This is a genomic window from Micromonospora sp. NPDC048887 (assembly GCF_040649715.1).
GTDB lineage: Bacteria > Actinomycetota > Actinomycetes > Mycobacteriales > Micromonosporaceae > Micromonospora.
Genome location: NZ_JBEZGA010000010.1, coordinates 162,981 through 177,417, shown reverse-complemented (window position 1 = coordinate 177,417; position 14,437 = coordinate 162,981). Strand labels below are relative to the sequence as shown.

The window sequence follows — 14,437 nt, the reverse complement described above, 5'->3', positions numbered from 1 at the left end:
GAGGGATGGAGTGGAACATGCGGTTCAGGATGAGTATCGCGGTGGCGAGCGTCGTGGTGGCGGTGGTCGCGGCCCTACCAGGGTCGGCATCCGCCGCGCCGGAGCGGCATCCCGCCCCGGGTGCCTGGGAGCCGGCACCCCAGGCGCCGTTCGAGATGCCCGCCGGCGCGCGGTGCGAGTTCGCCGTACGGGTCGAGCCGATCGTGGACGAGGTGCGGAAGCTGACGATCGAGACCTACCCGGACGGCGCCCCGAAGCGGGAGTTGTTCACCGGCGCTCTGATCAACCGGGTGACGAACCTGGAGACCGGCGCCACCTCGACGGCGGACGCGAGCGGCACCGCCCTCGTCGTCTACCGCACCGACGGCTCGATGACCTGGTACGTGACCGGGCCGGTGCTGCTCGGCTTCCGGGAGAACGCCGGCACGCTGCCGAAGGGGCTGTGGATCGTCGACGGCCAGTTCCGGGTGGAGTTCTCCCCCACCTACGACAAGACGATCACGATGCTCCACGGCACGACCCACAACGTCTGCACCGACGTCGACTGATCGGGTGACGCGGTGACCGGCGTCCCCGGTCACCGCGTCAGTCGGCCGGCGCCTCGTAGACCAGGGCCACAGCGATTCCGGCCAGCCCCTCCCCGCGCCCGGTGAAGCCCAGCCCGTCGGTGGTGGCGGCGGAGACGGTCACCGGGGCGCCGACCGCCTCGGAGAGCACCCGCTGCGCCTCCTCCCGGCGCGGCCCGATCTTGGGGCGGTTGCCCACCACCTGCACCGACACGTTGCCGATGTGGAAGCCCGCCGCCCGTACCCGGCGAGCGCTCTCGGTCAGCAGCGCCACCCCCGACGCGCCCGCCCACTCCGGCTGGTCCACCCCGAAGTTCGCGCCCAGGTCGCCGAGGCCGGCGGCGGAGAGCAGGGCGTTGCAGGCGGCGTGTGCCGCCACGTCGGCGTCGGAGTGGCCGGCCAGGCCGTCCTGGTCGGGCCAGTGCAGGCCGGCGACCCAGCAGGGTCGTCCGGCAGCGAACGCGTGCACGTCGGTGCCGACGGCCACCCGAGGAACGATCATGACCAGAGGGTACGCGTCGCGCCTTGACGGCGGCCTGGGCTGTGGTTAGCTTTGGTTGTTGTACGCCCCAGTGTCGCCTCTGCCTCGTGCAAGCGCCTGGGGCTCTTTCGTTGCCGTCGGCGCGGCGGGCGATCCCTCGCGATCGTCACGCTTTGCATCCGTTCCGTGACGCATCACCCCCATGCTCGCACGGTGCACCACTGGATCTCGCCCGGCAGGTTCCACCCCTATCTGGCTGCCGCCGGTGGCGACGAAAGCAAAGCCTGCGAGTTGTACGAGTGGAGCGTCGCCCTCACAGGCGCGTCGTTCGAGGCGTTCCACTACGTCGAGGTCGTTACCCGCAACGCGCCTTCCAGAGGTGCCCAAGATCCTCTTCCGGCTCGACAACGTCGATTGGACGGTCGGTGAGGTGAACCGGCTCCGAGCGGCGGGTGAACCACGCGACGCACTCCTCGCCGACATCATCGAGGTCAGCCGGAAGCACGGGTGGACCGAGGGGCGTTATCAGGTGTTCGGACTCACGGCGCCGGGGTCGGCGGGCCATCTGACGCTACCGACGCCGATCCCGCACCACGGCCGAGGCAGAGGTAGCGCTTTCACGCAAGGCCAGCGGTATGTCGTCCGAGACCGCCTCCGCCGGGCTCGATCCACCGCCGACCTGTGAGGCGGTCAGGCGCCGGTGGCAAGCAGGTGTTCGGCCAGGGCCAGGTCGAACGGGCGAGTGATCTTCAGGGCCAGCTCGGAGCCGGGTACGCAGGTCACCGCGCCCCCCTGCTTCTCGACCAGCCCGGCGTCGTCGGTGAGCGCGTCACCAGCCGAACTGTGGGCCGCGATCAGCACCGACCGACGGAAGCCCTGCGGCGTCTGCACCGCCCGCAGCGCTGACCTGTCGACAGTGCCGAGCACCCGCTCGGCCGCGTCGACCTCCTTGATCGTGTCGACCACCGCAAGCACCGGGATCACCGCGTCGTGCCCGTCGCGGACCGCCGCGGCCACCGACTCGACCAGGTGGGGCGGGGTGAGCGCGCGGGCCGCGTCGTGCACCAGGACGATGTCCGGGCCGGCGGGAACTGCTGCGAGGGCCGCCGCCACCGACGCCTGGCGTTCGGCGCCACCGGGTACGACTGTCACCGGGGCCACGGGGTCGAGCATCGCGCGTACCGCCTCGACCTCGGTCGCCGGTGCGGCCACCACGATCGTGTGCACCGAGGGCGCGGCGGCGATCCGGCGGACCGCGTGCACCAGTAGCGGCTCACCGGCGAGCAACCGGAGTGCCTTGGGGGCGCCGGGTCCGAGGCGTACGCCGGCACCTGCCGCAGGAACGAGGACCGCGACGTCACCGCGCGGATTGAGCTGCGCGGTCACGTCGCGGTCCTCGGATTCGTTCGCTGCGGGGTGGGTAGAGGCAGAGGCGTGGATCAGGCCTCGGTCAGCACCTTGTCGAGCAGCGTCTCGGCCTCGTCCTTGGTGCTCTTCTCCGCCAGCGCGACCTCGCCGACGAGGATGTCACGAGCCTTGGCGAGCATCCGCTTCTCGCCCGCCGACAGGCCCCGCTCCCGCTCCCGGCGCCACAGGTCGCGGACGACCTCGGCCACCTTCAGCGGGTTACCGGAGGCCAGCTTCTCCAGATTCGCCTTGTAACGCCGCGACCAGTTGGTCGGCTCCTCGGTGTGCGGTGCACGGAGCACGTCGAAGACCTTGCCCAGGCCCTCTTCGCCAACCACTTCGCGCACACCCACGATCTCGGCGTTCTCGGCGGGCACCCGGACCGTCAGGTCACCCTGCGCGACCCTCAGGACGAGGTATTCCCTGGGCTCGCCCTTGATGACCCGAGTCTCGATTGCCTCGATGAGTGCGGCCCCGTGGTGGGGGTAAACAACGGTCTCGCCGACACTGAAAACCATAGGTTCGAAACCCCTTTCGCTGTGTCTAGGGTAACACGCTCAGGCACCGATGTCTCACCGCTGTCCTGATCGTTGGCGCAGCTCAGGGGCCCTGTGAGAGGTATTTCTTCAGCTTGACAGGCGGTCAAACCGATGCTTTCGACACGCTCCGTGAGGAACACGTGACAACCCGGTAAGGGTGACGGGAGCGTCCGGATCTAGGGCTATGCGCTCCTTCCATGGTAGCTCCGCAACTCCATCCGCGCCCAGGTGTGGCGTTACGGCGGCCGTTGCGGGACGCTGGTGAGGGACGTGACGTCCGCTCACCGAGACGTTCCTGGGGGTCCGATGGGCGTGCCTGACGCTGACGGCCAGGGGTCGTCGGACGGGCTCCCCGGCCTGCCCCCGGAGTGGGGACGGGTGGTCGTCCCGGACGACGCCTCGGCGCTCGCCGACGAGGCCCGGCAGGTCCGCCGGGAGCTGCGCCGCGCGCGGCGGGGCTCCGGCCGGCGTACGACTCCGGCCCGGCTCGGGCTGCCGGTGCTGATCCTGCTCGTGTCGGTGCTCGTCACGCTCGCCGGGCTGGCCGCCGTCACATGGCCGCGTACCGGCACCCGGTCCGGTGCGCCGACGGTGCTCCCGCGCTCCACCGCCGCGCCGCAGCCGGTCGGCCCGCTGCCCGCACTGGACCTGGTCGGCGCGGACGACACGCCGGTGCCGCTGCGTAGCCTGCTGCCCGCCGTGATCATCCTGGTCGACGCCTGCGCCTGCGCCGAGCAGGTCGGCACCGCGGCACGCGCCGCCCCGCCCGGCGTCACCGTGGTCACCGTGACCGAGGGCCGCAGTGCCGGGCCCGCGAGCGTCCCGGGGGTACGCCCGCTCGGCGACCCGGCCGGCGGCCTGCGCTCCTACCTGCACCTGTCGCCCCACCCCGGCACCGCCGCCGCGCTGCTCGTGGACCGGCAGGGCACGCTGGTGCGGGTGGTGCCGGAGCTGGGCCCGTTGTCGGCCTACGGCGCCGACCTCGCCCGGCTGGGCGGCTGAGCCACCGGCCCGACCGCGCTCAGTAGAGCGCTTCGAGCCGGGCGTCCAGTTCGGCCCGGCCGCGTACACCGCTGAACCGCACCAGCACCGGTGCGCCCAGCACGGGCAGCTCCAGCCGCCCGCCGCACCGGAGCACCCGCCGCGACTCACCGTCCCCGGCGCCGGAGAGCCGGACGGCGACCACACCGTCCCCCGAGCAGCTCACAGTCAGCCGGTAGTCGTCGCCGCGCGAGGGGTTCACCTGCCGTACGACGGGTGGGCCGTCCGGCGTCAGGCTTGACGTCTCCCGCCACACCACGTGCGACATCCTGAGAACACGCGCGGTGCCGTCCGCCTCCACCCGCATCACCACCGACCGCTCCGGCTCGGTGACCGCCCCACGGCGCACCCCCGGCGGCAGATCGCTTCCCGGGCGGGACGGCCAGACGACGCCGGTCGGCGGGTCGACCATCACAGTGCGGAAGAACGCCTCGGCACTCGCGGCCGGTGCCGCGGTGGCCGGACCGGGCTCCGGTGCCGCCGCCCGCCACCAGGCCGCGCCGGCGGCCAACGCCAGGGCGGTCAGCACGGCCAGCGGTACCCGCCCGTCCCGCTCGTCGGAGGCCATGACGGCAGCGTATCGGCGCGGCCCGGGCGGGGCGAGCCGTCAGCCCACCCGTTCCAGCAACACCGCGTAGAGCGTCAGGCCCGGCCCGAACGCGAGCATCACCACCCAGCGCGGGGACGGCTCCGCGCGCCACAGCCGGTCCAGGATCAGCAGCACCGTCGGGGACGAGCAGTTGCCGTGTTCGGCGAGCGTGCCCCGGGACGCGTCGAGCCCGTCCGGCGGCAGAGCCAGCTCACGCTCCACCACGTTGAGGATCCGCGGACCGCCCGGGTGCACCGCCCAGCCGTCCACGTCGGAACGTTCGCACCCGTGCCGCGCCAGCAGGTCGTCGATCAGCGTCCGGACATGCCGGGAGAGGACCTGCGGCACCTTCGGCGACAGCCCCATCCGGAAGCCGGTGTCGGTGACGTCCCAGGTCATGTGGTCGGCAGTGGAGGTGTCGGTGACCGAGGTGACCTCGCGCAGCGCGTACCCCCGGCCGCCCGGGACGACCACGGCGGCGACCGCGGCGTCCGAGAACAGCGCGTGGGAGACGATCTGCTGGGTGTCCACCCGGGCGCCCGGCGGCTGGATGTGCAGGCTGGTCAGCTCCGCGCAGAGCAGCAGCGCCGGCCGCCCCCGGGCGGTGACGAAGTCGCTCGCCGCGCCCAGCCCGGGCAGGGCCGCGTAGCAGCCCATGTGCCCGACGAACATGCGCTGGGTGGCGGGAGACATGCCGAGGTCCCGGGCGAGCAGGATGTCCAGCCCCGGGGTGGCGTACCCGGTGCAGGAGCAGACGATGAACAGCCCGATGTCGGCGGCGTCCAGGCCGGCGGCGGTGAGCGCCCGGCCGACCGCCTCCTTGCCCAGCGGTAGCGCCTCCACCTGGTAGCGGCGCATCCGGCGCTCGGTCGGCCACTCCGAGACGTCCTCCAGCAGCGGGTTGACCGCCGCCTGCCGCCGGGTCACGCCGGAGTTCGCGAAGATCCGCTCGGCCAGTGCCCGGGTGCTCCCCTGGAAGTGCCCCGCGAAGAAGCCCGTCCACAGCTCGTCCTGCGCCGCCGCCGGCGGTTGTGCCGTACCCAGACCCGCGATCACCGGTATGCCCACGTCCCCACCCTCGCCCTTCACTCGCACCGACTCTGGTCACCGTGCCGCTTTTCGTCAGCGACTGCGGGGCTCGCAAAACCGGCTCACTCCTCGCGCTCACCAACGAGGGAGCGTGCTGTCGCGGTCCGGGTCGCCGCCCAGCGCGGCGATGCCGAGCCAGTCGGCGCACACGTCGGACGTGGCCGGATGCAGCGAACCGCAGCGGGCGTCCCGGTAGAGCCGCTCCAGCGGATGCCCACGCCGCGTCGCCGAGGTGCCCGCCGCCTCCAGCATGGAGGCCGCGACGTCGGCCGCGGTGGTGCCGGCGAGCAGCTTGGCCCGCCACACCCAGCGGTTCGTCTCGGCGTCGCCGGGCGCCTCGTCGACCCGCCGGGCCGCCTCGGCGACCACCAGTTCGGCGGCGGCGGTGGCCGCGTCGGCCCGGCCCAGACGGGCCCGCACGGCGGGCAGGCCGGCCAGGTTGCGCGCGTTGAGGTGCTCGGCCGCGGCGTCGACGGCGGCCCGGGCCACGCCGACGTAGACCGCCGCGTAGCTCGCCACCAGCCAGTGCGGCATGAGCTGGGCGACGACCAGGGCCAGCCCTTCGACGCCGCCGAGCAGCCGGTCGGCCGGGACCGTCACGTCCAGGTGCACGTCGTGCGAGGAGGTGGCCCGCATGCCGAGCGAGTCCCAGGTGGGCTCGACGGTGATCCCGTCCCCGGCCGGGACCAGGAACTGCGACACCACCGACTGGTCGGCGGCGCTGCGGGCGGCCACCAGGTAGCCGTCCGGGTGGCCGGCCCCGGAGCAGAACGTCTTGCTGCCCTTGATGTGCCAGCCACCCTCGACCGGCTCGTAGACGGTGCTGAGCTGGGACAACCGGGCGCCGGCGCCGCGTTCGCTCATCGCGACCGCGTACCAGGCGCCGGCGGCCGCCGCGCGCAGCAACCGGTCCCGCGCCGCCAGCGCCTCGTCCGGTACGCCGAGCGCCTCGGCCAGTTCCTCGGTGACCGCGCCCAGCGCCCCGGTGACCGAGGCGTGCATGTTGAACACCAGCGCGGTCGCGCCGTTGCCCCGGGCCAGTTCGGTGGCGACAGCTGCGTACTCGGCGAAGCTCGCGCCCGCGCCGCCCAGCTCGGGGGGCACCATCAGGCCGAACAGCCCTGCTTCCCGCAGGTCCGCGAAGTCGTCCACGGGGAACGAGCCGTCCCGGTCGTGCCCGGCCGCGCGGGCGGCCAGTCGCGGCGCCAACCGGCGGGCCGCCTCCAGCGCGTGCACAGTCATGTCGCCCCCTTCTCGCGTCCTTTACCCCGGGCGGCCCCGGCTACCCGCTCCGGCGCCCCCAGCCCTGGTACAGCACCGCCGTCGACCGGGTCGGCACGATGCGCGGTTCGGTCCGGCCCGGACGGTCGCCGCCGCGCATGCGGCGCAGCAGCCACGCGAGCGTCCCGCCCAGCTCCGGGCGGACCCCGCGCACCGTCAGCGACACGCCGTGCCGGGCGCACTCGGCGACCAGTGCGCGGGCGTCGACGAACAGCCGCGGGTCGTGGATGCCACGCGGCACCGTGGGCAGCCGTTCGCCCAGCTCCACCGCGACCAGCCGGGCCAGCAGCGTGTCGTTGAGCGTGTCCAGCACCAGCAGGCCGCCGGGTCGCAGCAGCCGGCACGCCTCGGCGACCGCCCGCCGCCAGTCCGGTACGTGCTCCAGCACCTCCCCGGCGGAGACCACCGCGGCGCAGCCGTCGGCCAGCGGCACCGCCGTCGCGTCGCCCTGGATCACGGTCACGCCGTGCTTCGCGGCCTGGTCGAGCGCGGAGCGGGTCAGGTCCACCCCGACGTGGTGGTAGCCCTTCCCGGCCAGGTGCGGCGCCAGCAGCCCGGCGCCGCAACCCAGGTCGACGAGCGGATCGTCCGGCGTGGACGACGGAGGCACGAGTGCCGCGCGCGCCCGCGCCAGCCAGTGCAGCATCGCGAACGCTCCGTCCGGCCGCCACCACTCGCCGGCCAGGTCGTCGTACTGCCGGGGGTCGTTCGGCGGCAGCACCCGGTACGGAGTGGACACCGGGGACGCGTCGGGCATGCGTCGAGCGTGGCACGACTGCCCGGTAACGACCAGACTTCCGGTATGTCGACACGGGTGTCAGGGCTCGTCCGGGCGAGCCATCCGGAGCCGGCGGCGGCGGTCACCGTGGTCGCCGCGCTGCTCGCCGCCGGTGTCGGGCACTCCGCGGCCGGTGTCGTCGCGGTGGGGCTGACGGTGCTGGCCAGTCAGCTCGCGGTCGGGTGGAGCAACGACCTGATCGACGCCGACCGGGACGCCGCGGTGGGGCGTACCGACAAACCGGTGACCACCGGCGCGGTGGCCCGGCCGACGCTGGCCCGCGCCACCGCGGTGGCCGCCCTCGCCGTGCCCCTGCTGGCGCTGGCCGGCGGCCCGGCCGCGGCGGCCTGCGCCACCCTGGGCCTGGTCTCCGCGCTGCTCTACAACCGGCCGCTGAAGTCGACGCCGGTTTCGGTGCTGCCCTACGCGGTCTCGTTCGGCGCGCTGCCCGCGTTCGTGGTGCTCGCGCTGCCCGGCTCGCCGGCGCCCCCGGTCTGGCTGGTGGCCGCCGCCGCGCTGCTCGGCGCCGGCGCGCACTTCGCCAACGTGCTGCCCGACCTGGCCGACGACGCCCGGACCGGGGTGCGCGGGCTGCCGCACCGGATCGGGCCGGTGGGCAGCCGGCTGGCCGCCGCCGGGCTGCTGCTCGCGGCCACTGTCACGCTGGTCCTCGGCCCGCCCGGGCCGCCGTCGTGGACCGGCCTGTCGGCGGTCGCCGCCGCCGTCGCCGTGCCGGCGGCCGGCTGGTACGCGGGACGCTCCGCGCCCGGACGCTCGGCGGCCGCCTTCCGGGCGGTGCTGGTGGTGGCGCTCATCGATGTGGTGCTGCTGGTGACGAGCGGCCGGGTGGTCTGAGCAGGTCCCTCCGAGGTGGTATTGCCGGGTCCGCGTGCGGGCCTCGATCAGCTCCAACTACCCTGGAGCGCGGTCTGCGCGGGTATGGCCACCCCGTGCCCGGTGGTCGACCGGGCGGGGATCGTGACGAGGAGGACCGACGTGACGCGCTCGATCAGGGGTTCCCGGGGGCCGGCCCTGCTGCTGGCCGGCACGGCGGCGGCGGCGAGCCTGCTGCTGTCCGGGTGCGGCGCCGGGCAGATTTCCGAGACCGCCAACAAGATCCCGTCGGTACAGGGCGTCAACGTCCAGACCTCCGACAACCTCTACAAGGTGCGCGGGCTCTACGTGCAGTTCCCGGGCCCCAAGGGCTACGAGGCCGGGTCGAACGCGCCGGTCAACGTGGTGATCTACAACGACAGCGAGAAGCCGGTGACCGTGACGGTCACGACCGACAGCGCGCGGGAGATCGTGCTCACCGGTTCCGGCGCGGGCGAGAGCGGCGCGGCCACCCCGACCGGTTCGCCCACCGAGCCGGTGACCACCTCGCCGACCGCGTCCGACCCGAGCGCCTCGCCGAGCCAGTCGCTGGAGGTGACCGGGTCGCCGTCGGCCAGCCCGTCGCCGAGCGAGAGCGAGTCCGCGCCCGCCGGTCAGCCGGCCCGGATCGAGATCCCGGCGCTCAGCTACGCCCAGCTCAACGCCGGCAACCCGCGGTTCCTCCAGCTCGTCGGCCTGAACGAGAAGCTGCTCGTCGGCCAGCAGGTCAACCTGACCTTCGACTTCGGCGACGGCAAGGTCGTCAAGACCCCGGCCCCGATCGGCATCCCGCTGACGGCGGAGGCCACGCCGTCGAAGATCGTGAACCCGCGTGAGCACGCCGGTGAGGACGGCGGCGCCGAGGGCGGCCACTGACCTCCCCCTCCTTCCGTCGGCACCGCCGCCGTGGCCAGCGCCACGCCGGCGGTGTCGCCGTTTCGGGTGGGCTTTCGTCGTACGGGCCGGTTAGCGTCCGGTGGTGACCTCGCCCCGATCGACCCCCTCCCGTGCCGGCGCCGGCCGCGGTCGCGCCGCCACCCGCGACCCCCGCCCGGCCTACGAGTGCGACGCCTGCGGCCACCAGCCGCCGAAGTGGGTGGGCCGGTGCCCCGAGTGCGGCGAGTGGGGCTCGGTGGTCGAGTGCACGGTCACCGGCCCCATGGTCTCCGGCCGGGTGGTCAGCTCACGGATGCCGGCCGAGCCGGCCCGGCCGATCGCCACGATCAGCGCCGCGCCCGCCCGGGCCCGCCCCACCGGCGTCAGCGAGCTCGACCGGGTGCTCGGCGGCGGGCTGGTTCCCGGCGCTGTGGTGCTGCTCGCCGGTGAGCCCGGCGTGGGCAAGTCGACGCTGCTGCTCGACGTGGCACAGCAGTGGGCGGCCGGTGCCGGCAGCCCGTCGCTGGTGGTCAGCGGCGAGGAGTCGGTCAGTCAGGTGCGGCTGCGCGCCGAGCGGATGGGCGCGCTGCACGACCAGCTCTACCTGGCCGCCGAGAGCGACCTGTCGGCGGTGCTGGGCCACCTCGACGCGGTCAAGCCAGGCTTGCTGGTGCTCGATTCGGTGCAGACCATCTCGACCACGGGCACCGAGGGCGTGCCGGGCGGCGTCACCCAGGTCCGCGCGGTCACCGCCGCGCTGGTCGCGGTGGCCAAGGAGCGCGGCATCGCCACCGTGCTGGTCGGGCACGTCACCAAGGACGGCCAGGTGGCCGGTCCCCGGGTGCTGGAGCACCTGGTCGACGTGGTGCTGCACTTCGAGGGCGACAAGCACTCCTCGCTGCGCATGGTGCGCGGCGTGAAGAACCGCTTCGGCGCGGCCGACGAGGTGGGCTGCTTCGAGATGCACGAGGGCGGCATCAGCAGCCTGGCCGACCCGTCCGGGCTGTTCCTGACCCGCTACTCCGAGCCGGTGCCGGGCACCTGCGTGACGGTGGCGATGGAGGGGCGCCGGGCGCTGGTGACCGAGGTGCAGGCGCTGATCGGGGCAACTGTCGCCGGCTCGCCCCGGCGCACCGTCTCCGGCCTCGACAGCGCCCGGCTCGCCATGGTCCTCGCGGTTCTCCAGCGCCGCACCGAGCGGCTCACGCTGCACGACCGGGAGGTCTTCGCCGCCACCGTCGGCGGCATCCGGGTGGTGGAGCCGGCGGCCGACCTGGCCGTGGCGCTCGCCGTCGCGTCCGGCGGGCTCAACCTGGCGCTCAACCCGCATCTGGTGGCCATCGGCGAGGTGGGCCTCACCGGCGAGGTCCGCCGCGTCGGCGCGGTCCCCCGCCGGCTGGCCGAGGCCGCCCGGCTCGGCTTCCGGCTGGCCCTCGTGCCGCCCGGCTGCGGGCCGGAGAGCAGCGGCGCCGGGCCGGAGAACATGCGGGTGATCGAGGTCACCGACGTGCGAGCCGCCCTCCAGGCGGCCGCCCGCGCGTCGGCGGAGTGACACGGGTGGGATCCGCCGGGCGTTTCCGGGCAGGCCACGCAGGCCGCACCGACCCGCCCGAGCCGGGCATCGTGACACATCACAGTAACCACGAGAGCACCCACCGCATGGCAGTCCGTAGACTGTGCCCGTGCCGATCGACCGCGATGCCACAAAGCCCGCAACGGCGACGCCGCACGCCCGTACCGGCGCCGTGAGCGGCAACCCCGCTCGTGCCATCAGCGTGAGCGTCAACGGAAGCGTCGGCGGCGGGGCCGGCGCCGATCCGCTGCGCGCCAATCTCGCCCTGATGGCGCCGGGGACCGCCCTGCGCGACGGCCTGGAGCGGATCCTGCGCGGCCGCACCGGCGCGCTGATCGTGCTCGGCTACGACAAGGTGGTCGAGCAGATCTGCACCGGCGGCTTCCCGATGGACGTGGAGTTCTCCGCCACCCGGGTCCGGGAGTTGTGCAAGATGGACGGCGCGGTGGTGCTCTCCAGCGACGGCACCCGGATCGTGCAGGCCGGCGTGCACCTGATGCCCGACCCGTCCATCCCCACCGAGGAGTCCGGCACCCGGCACCGCACCGCCGAGCGGGTGGCCCGGCAGACCGGCTACCCGGTCATCTCGGTCAGCCAGTCGATGCGGATCATCAGCCTCTACGTGAACGGCCAGCGGCACGTGCTGGACGACTCGGCAGCCATCCTGTCCCGCGCCAACCAGGCGCTCGCCACGCTGGAGCGCTACAAGCTGCGGCTGGACGAGGTCTCCGGCACGCTCTCCGCCCTGGAGATCGAGGATCTGGTCACCGTCCGCGACGCGGTGGCGGTGGTGCAGCGGCTGGAGATGGTCCGCCGGATCGCCGACGAGATCGCCGGCTACGTGGTGGAGCTGGGCACCGACGGCCGCCTGCTGGCCCTCCAGCTCGACGAGCTGATGGCCGGCGTGGACGCCGACCGCACCCTGGTCATCCGCGACTACCTGCCGACCGGCCGCAAGTCGCGCACGCTCGACGAGGCGCTCGTCGAGCTCGACCTGCTCAGCGCCACCGAACTCATCGACCTCGTGGCGGTGGCGAAGGCGATCGGTTACCCGTCCGCCTCGGACGCGCTCGACGCGGCGGTCAGCCCGCGCGGTTTCCGCCTGCTGGCGAAGGTGCCCCGGCTGCCGGTCGCCGTGGTCGACCGGCTGGTGGTGCACTTCGGCAGCCTCCAGCGGCTGCTCGGCGCGACAGTGGAAGACCTCCAGGCGGTCGAGGGTGTGGGCGACGCCCGCGCCCGTGGCGTCCGCGAGGGCCTGTCCCGACTCGCCGAGGCCAGCATCCTCGAACGGTACGTCTGACCGACCGCTCAGCCGGTGACGGTCAGCTTCACCGGCTCGCTGATCTTGGTGCCGACCCGGGCGAACAGCTGGTACGCCCCGATCGCGGCGAACTCACCGCTCGCGACCCCGTTGGCGCACCTGTTGTCCCGCCGGCCGTTCCAGCCCAGCTCGTAGGAGCGCTCGAAGTCCGGCGTGAACGACTGCACATCCGAGCCCTTGCCGGTGCCGCAGGTGTCCGACGACCAGACCTTCTCCGCGCCCGACTTCAGGTACAGCTCCTGGAGATCGGCGCCGACGTCCCGGCTGCACGTACGGTTCGACACGTTCTTGACCTTGAGGCGCAGCGTGACCACAGTGCCCCGCTGGGCGGTGGGCGGCACCGCCACCGGCGTCACCAGCAACTCGGAGTCGGTGCAGGTGCCGTCATCGGAGACCGGCTGGCCGGTGGCGCCGCCGTTGCCGTTGCCACCCCCGTTGTTCACGCCCCCGCCGGTGTTCCCGCCGCCGCTGCTCGCGCCACCGTCGCCGGTGCCGCCGCCGGTGTTCGCGCCGCCGCCGGTGTCGCCGGCCGTCGGTGACGGGCCGCCCGACTGCGGGGTCAGCACCGAACCGGACGGGTCGGGCTGAGCGCCGGCGGAACCGCTCGGGGACGGGTCCGTACCCGGCGCACCGGTGTTGCGGTCCGTACCGGTGCAGGAATAGAGCAGGACAATCAGGAAGAGCAGCCCTGCTCCGAGCACGACGGCACGACGCCGCCAGTACACGGCAGGGGGCAGGGGGCCGACCGTCAGACGCATGATGCGCCTACCGTAGCCGCGCGGCGCACGGCTCGCCGGTCCGACGCGCCGGGAACCCGCCGCGGCACCCGGACAGCCGTCCACAGTGGAGCGCGACGATCACCGTCAGAGGTAGACCTTGCGCTGGTAGATCGCGTGCGCGCCCGCCACCCGGTCGAGGAAGAGCAGCCCCGCGCAGTGGTCGATCTCGTGCTGGAGCGCACGCGCCTCGAAGCCGTCGGTCACCAGCCGGACCGGCTCGCCGCTGCCCGGAAGCACACCCTCGACCACCAGGCGGCTGGCCCGCTTCACATCGCCGGTCAGGTCCGGCACCGACATGCAGCCCTCCCGGCCGGCCTTCCACCGGGACGCCTCCACCACCCGGGCGTTGCAGAGCACGAACGTGCCGTGCACCGTGACCGCCTTCGGATGCCCCGTCACGTCCACCGCGAACACCTGCGCGCTCACCCCCACCTGCGGCGCCGCCAGGCCCACACAGCCGGGCGAGACGCGCATCGTGGCCACCAGGTCGGCGGCGAGGCGCACCACCTCGGCAGACGTCGGGTCGACCTCCGGGCCGGGTTGGCTCAGCACCGGCTCCGGGGCCGTGACCACCGGGCGTACCGCACCGGAGACGCCGAGCTTCTCCGGTGTCCAGCCGCCCAGGCCCGCGTACTCCGGCCCCGTCACAGCAGATCCGTGTCCGCCGGGCGGAGGCTGACCCCCACGCCCAGATCCGCGGCGACCCGGGTGAGCCGGCCGGCCACCTCGTCCGACACGCCGGGCGGCAACTCGACCTCGGCGACCACCACGTAGAGCGAGCCGGTCAGCCGGGTGCTCAGGTCGGTGACGTTCCCGCCCGCGTCGGTGAGCACCCGGGTCATCGCCGCGACGATGCCCATCCGGTCTGCGCCGTGCACCGCCAGCACGTACGGCTCGCCCGTGGGCTCGCTGCCGCCGTCCGGCGTGACAGCGCGTACGGTGGCCAGCAGGTGACCGTCGGCGGCGAGCGGGGCCAGCGCGGCCTCGACGTCGGCGGCGGCCGGGCCAACGCAGATCAGGGTCATCGCGAAGTGTCCACGCAGCCGGGTCATCGTCGAGTCGGTGAGGTTCGCGCCCAGCCGGGCGAGGACCTCCGCGACGTCGGCCACGATGCCCGGCCGGTCCCGGCCGATGACGGTGATCGCGAGCTCGTTCATTCGGACATTCTGCCCCGTCGTCCATGATCGATCGACACCGGCCACCCGCCCGCCCAACCTGCGGGAAAGGCAGTCGTGACATGATCG

General features: G+C 73.7%; 16 protein-coding genes. 6 read left to right on the top strand and 10 right to left on the bottom strand.

All coding sequences use genetic code 11. The features are described from left to right. The first annotated feature begins 17 nt into the window (after window positions 1-17). The gene (locus AB0C17_RS17675; RefSeq protein WP_357385534.1) at window positions 18-548 is read left to right on the top strand and encodes a hypothetical protein; all 531 of its coding nucleotides are present in this window, start codon (window positions 18-20) and stop codon (window positions 546-548) included. A gap of 37 nt (window positions 549-585) precedes the next feature. Here the strand turns inward: AB0C17_RS17675 and ispF are convergent, their stop codons facing one another. From ispF to AB0C17_RS17660, 3 genes are all read right to left on the bottom strand, one after another. Next, a complete protein-coding gene (gene ispF, locus AB0C17_RS17670) occupies window positions 586-1,068 on the bottom strand; it encodes a 2-C-methyl-D-erythritol 2,4-cyclodiphosphate synthase (protein WP_357468882.1) in 483 nt (160 codons plus the stop codon). Between the two features lie 669 nt (window positions 1,069-1,737). After that, window positions 1,738-2,433 (bottom strand): 2-C-methyl-D-erythritol 4-phosphate cytidylyltransferase, encoded by a 696-nt coding sequence (gene ispD / locus AB0C17_RS17665; RefSeq protein WP_357385530.1) that lies wholly within the window; start codon window positions 2,431-2,433, stop codon window positions 1,738-1,740. 53 nt (window positions 2,434-2,486) lie between these two features. Then, window positions 2,487-2,972, bottom strand: a complete 486-nt coding sequence (locus tag AB0C17_RS17660; protein WP_013288937.1) for a CarD family transcriptional regulator — start codon at window positions 2,970-2,972, stop codon at window positions 2,487-2,489. Window positions 2,973-3,299: 327 nt separating this feature from the next. On the opposite strand from AB0C17_RS17660, the gene AB0C17_RS17655 reads away from it, so the two are divergent. After that, a complete protein-coding gene (locus AB0C17_RS17655) occupies window positions 3,300-3,995 on the top strand; it encodes a hypothetical protein (RefSeq protein ID WP_357385528.1) in 696 nt (231 codons plus the stop codon). 19 nt (window positions 3,996-4,014) lie between these two features. Here the strand turns inward: AB0C17_RS17655 and AB0C17_RS17650 are convergent, their stop codons facing one another. The 4 genes from AB0C17_RS17650 to AB0C17_RS17635 form a co-directional block, all read right to left on the bottom strand. Continuing rightward, window positions 4,015-4,602 (bottom strand): hypothetical protein, encoded by a 588-nt coding sequence (locus AB0C17_RS17650; protein WP_357479377.1) that lies wholly within the window; start codon window positions 4,600-4,602, stop codon window positions 4,015-4,017. Window positions 4,603-4,641: 39 nt separating this feature from the next. Next, window positions 4,642-5,691: a type III polyketide synthase gene (locus tag AB0C17_RS17645; RefSeq protein WP_357385524.1), complete on the bottom strand. Its 1,050-nt coding sequence runs from the start codon at window positions 5,689-5,691 to the stop codon at window positions 4,642-4,644. A gap of 96 nt (window positions 5,692-5,787) precedes the next feature. After that, window positions 5,788-6,954, bottom strand: coding sequence for an acyl-CoA dehydrogenase family protein (locus tag AB0C17_RS17640; protein WP_357385522.1), 1,167 nt, complete (start codon window positions 6,952-6,954; stop codon window positions 5,788-5,790). A 40-nt stretch (window positions 6,955-6,994) separates the two neighbouring features. After that, the gene (locus tag AB0C17_RS17635) at window positions 6,995-7,750 is read right to left on the bottom strand and encodes a methyltransferase domain-containing protein (RefSeq protein ID WP_357385520.1); all 756 of its coding nucleotides are present in this window, start codon (window positions 7,748-7,750) and stop codon (window positions 6,995-6,997) included. Window positions 7,751-7,795: 45 nt separating this feature from the next. On the opposite strand from AB0C17_RS17635, the gene AB0C17_RS17630 reads away from it, so the two are divergent. The 4 genes from AB0C17_RS17630 (at window position 7,796) to disA (ending at window position 12,393) form a co-directional block, all read left to right on the top strand. Continuing rightward, window positions 7,796-8,626 (top strand): UbiA family prenyltransferase, encoded by an 831-nt coding sequence (locus AB0C17_RS17630; protein WP_357385518.1) that lies wholly within the window; start codon window positions 7,796-7,798, stop codon window positions 8,624-8,626. A 141-nt stretch (window positions 8,627-8,767) separates the two neighbouring features. Next, complete coding sequence (locus AB0C17_RS17625; protein WP_357385516.1) at window positions 8,768-9,520, top strand: hypothetical protein; 753 nt, start codon at window positions 8,768-8,770, stop codon at window positions 9,518-9,520. 103 nt (window positions 9,521-9,623) lie between these two features. Beyond that, entirely contained in the window at window positions 9,624-11,072 is a 1,449-nt protein-coding gene (gene radA / locus AB0C17_RS17620) for a DNA repair protein RadA (protein ID WP_357468858.1), read from the top strand. 130 nt (window positions 11,073-11,202) lie between these two features. Continuing rightward, complete coding sequence (gene disA / locus AB0C17_RS17615; RefSeq protein WP_349880028.1) at window positions 11,203-12,393, top strand: DNA integrity scanning diadenylate cyclase DisA; 1,191 nt, start codon at window positions 11,203-11,205, stop codon at window positions 12,391-12,393. 8 nt (window positions 12,394-12,401) lie between these two features. On the opposite strand, the gene AB0C17_RS17610 is transcribed toward disA, so the two are convergent. From AB0C17_RS17610 to AB0C17_RS17600, 3 genes are all read right to left on the bottom strand, one after another. Then, window positions 12,402-13,172: a hypothetical protein gene (locus AB0C17_RS17610; protein ID WP_357468853.1), complete on the bottom strand. Its 771-nt coding sequence runs from the start codon at window positions 13,170-13,172 to the stop codon at window positions 12,402-12,404. Window positions 13,173-13,277: 105 nt separating this feature from the next. Further along, window positions 13,278-13,841 (bottom strand): peptide deformylase, encoded by a 564-nt coding sequence (locus AB0C17_RS17605; RefSeq protein ID WP_357385508.1) that lies wholly within the window; start codon window positions 13,839-13,841, stop codon window positions 13,278-13,280. After that, complete coding sequence (locus AB0C17_RS17600) at window positions 13,838-14,350, bottom strand: ACT domain-containing protein (protein WP_357385506.1); 513 nt, start codon at window positions 14,348-14,350, stop codon at window positions 13,838-13,840. Before AB0C17_RS17600 ends, AB0C17_RS17605 begins: the two co-directional genes overlap by 4 nt. Between the last annotated feature and the right edge of the window lie 87 nt (window positions 14,351-14,437).

What these genes read in the sequence shown, in the direction of transcription:
- AB0C17_RS17675 (WP_357385534.1), top strand. Translation starts at nt 18, where the DNA reads ATGCGGTTCAGGATGAGTATCGCGGTGGCGAGCGTCGTGGTGGCGGTG.
- ispF (WP_357468882.1), bottom strand. Translation starts at nt 1,068, where the DNA reads ATGATCGTTCCTCGGGTGGCCGTCGGCACCGACGTGCACGCGTTCGCT.
- AB0C17_RS17660 (WP_013288937.1), bottom strand. Translation starts at nt 2,972, where the DNA reads ATGGTTTTCAGTGTCGGCGAGACCGTTGTTTACCCCCACCACGGGGCC.
- AB0C17_RS17655 (WP_357385528.1), top strand. Translation starts at nt 3,300, where the DNA reads ATGGGCGTGCCTGACGCTGACGGCCAGGGGTCGTCGGACGGGCTCCCC.
- AB0C17_RS17650 (WP_357479377.1), bottom strand. Translation starts at nt 4,602, where the DNA reads ATGGCCTCCGACGAGCGGGACGGGCGGGTACCGCTGGCCGTGCTGACC.
- AB0C17_RS17640 (WP_357385522.1), bottom strand. Translation starts at nt 6,954, where the DNA reads ATGACTGTGCACGCGCTGGAGGCGGCCCGCCGGTTGGCGCCGCGACTG.
- AB0C17_RS17635 (WP_357385520.1), bottom strand. Translation starts at nt 7,750, where the DNA reads ATGCCCGACGCGTCCCCGGTGTCCACTCCGTACCGGGTGCTGCCGCCG.
- AB0C17_RS17630 (WP_357385518.1), top strand. Translation starts at nt 7,796, where the DNA reads ATGTCGACACGGGTGTCAGGGCTCGTCCGGGCGAGCCATCCGGAGCCG.
- AB0C17_RS17610 (WP_357468853.1), bottom strand. Translation starts at nt 13,172, where the DNA reads ATGCGTCTGACGGTCGGCCCCCTGCCCCCTGCCGTGTACTGGCGGCGT.
- AB0C17_RS17600 (WP_357385506.1), bottom strand. Translation starts at nt 14,350, where the DNA reads ATGAACGAGCTCGCGATCACCGTCATCGGCCGGGACCGGCCGGGCATC.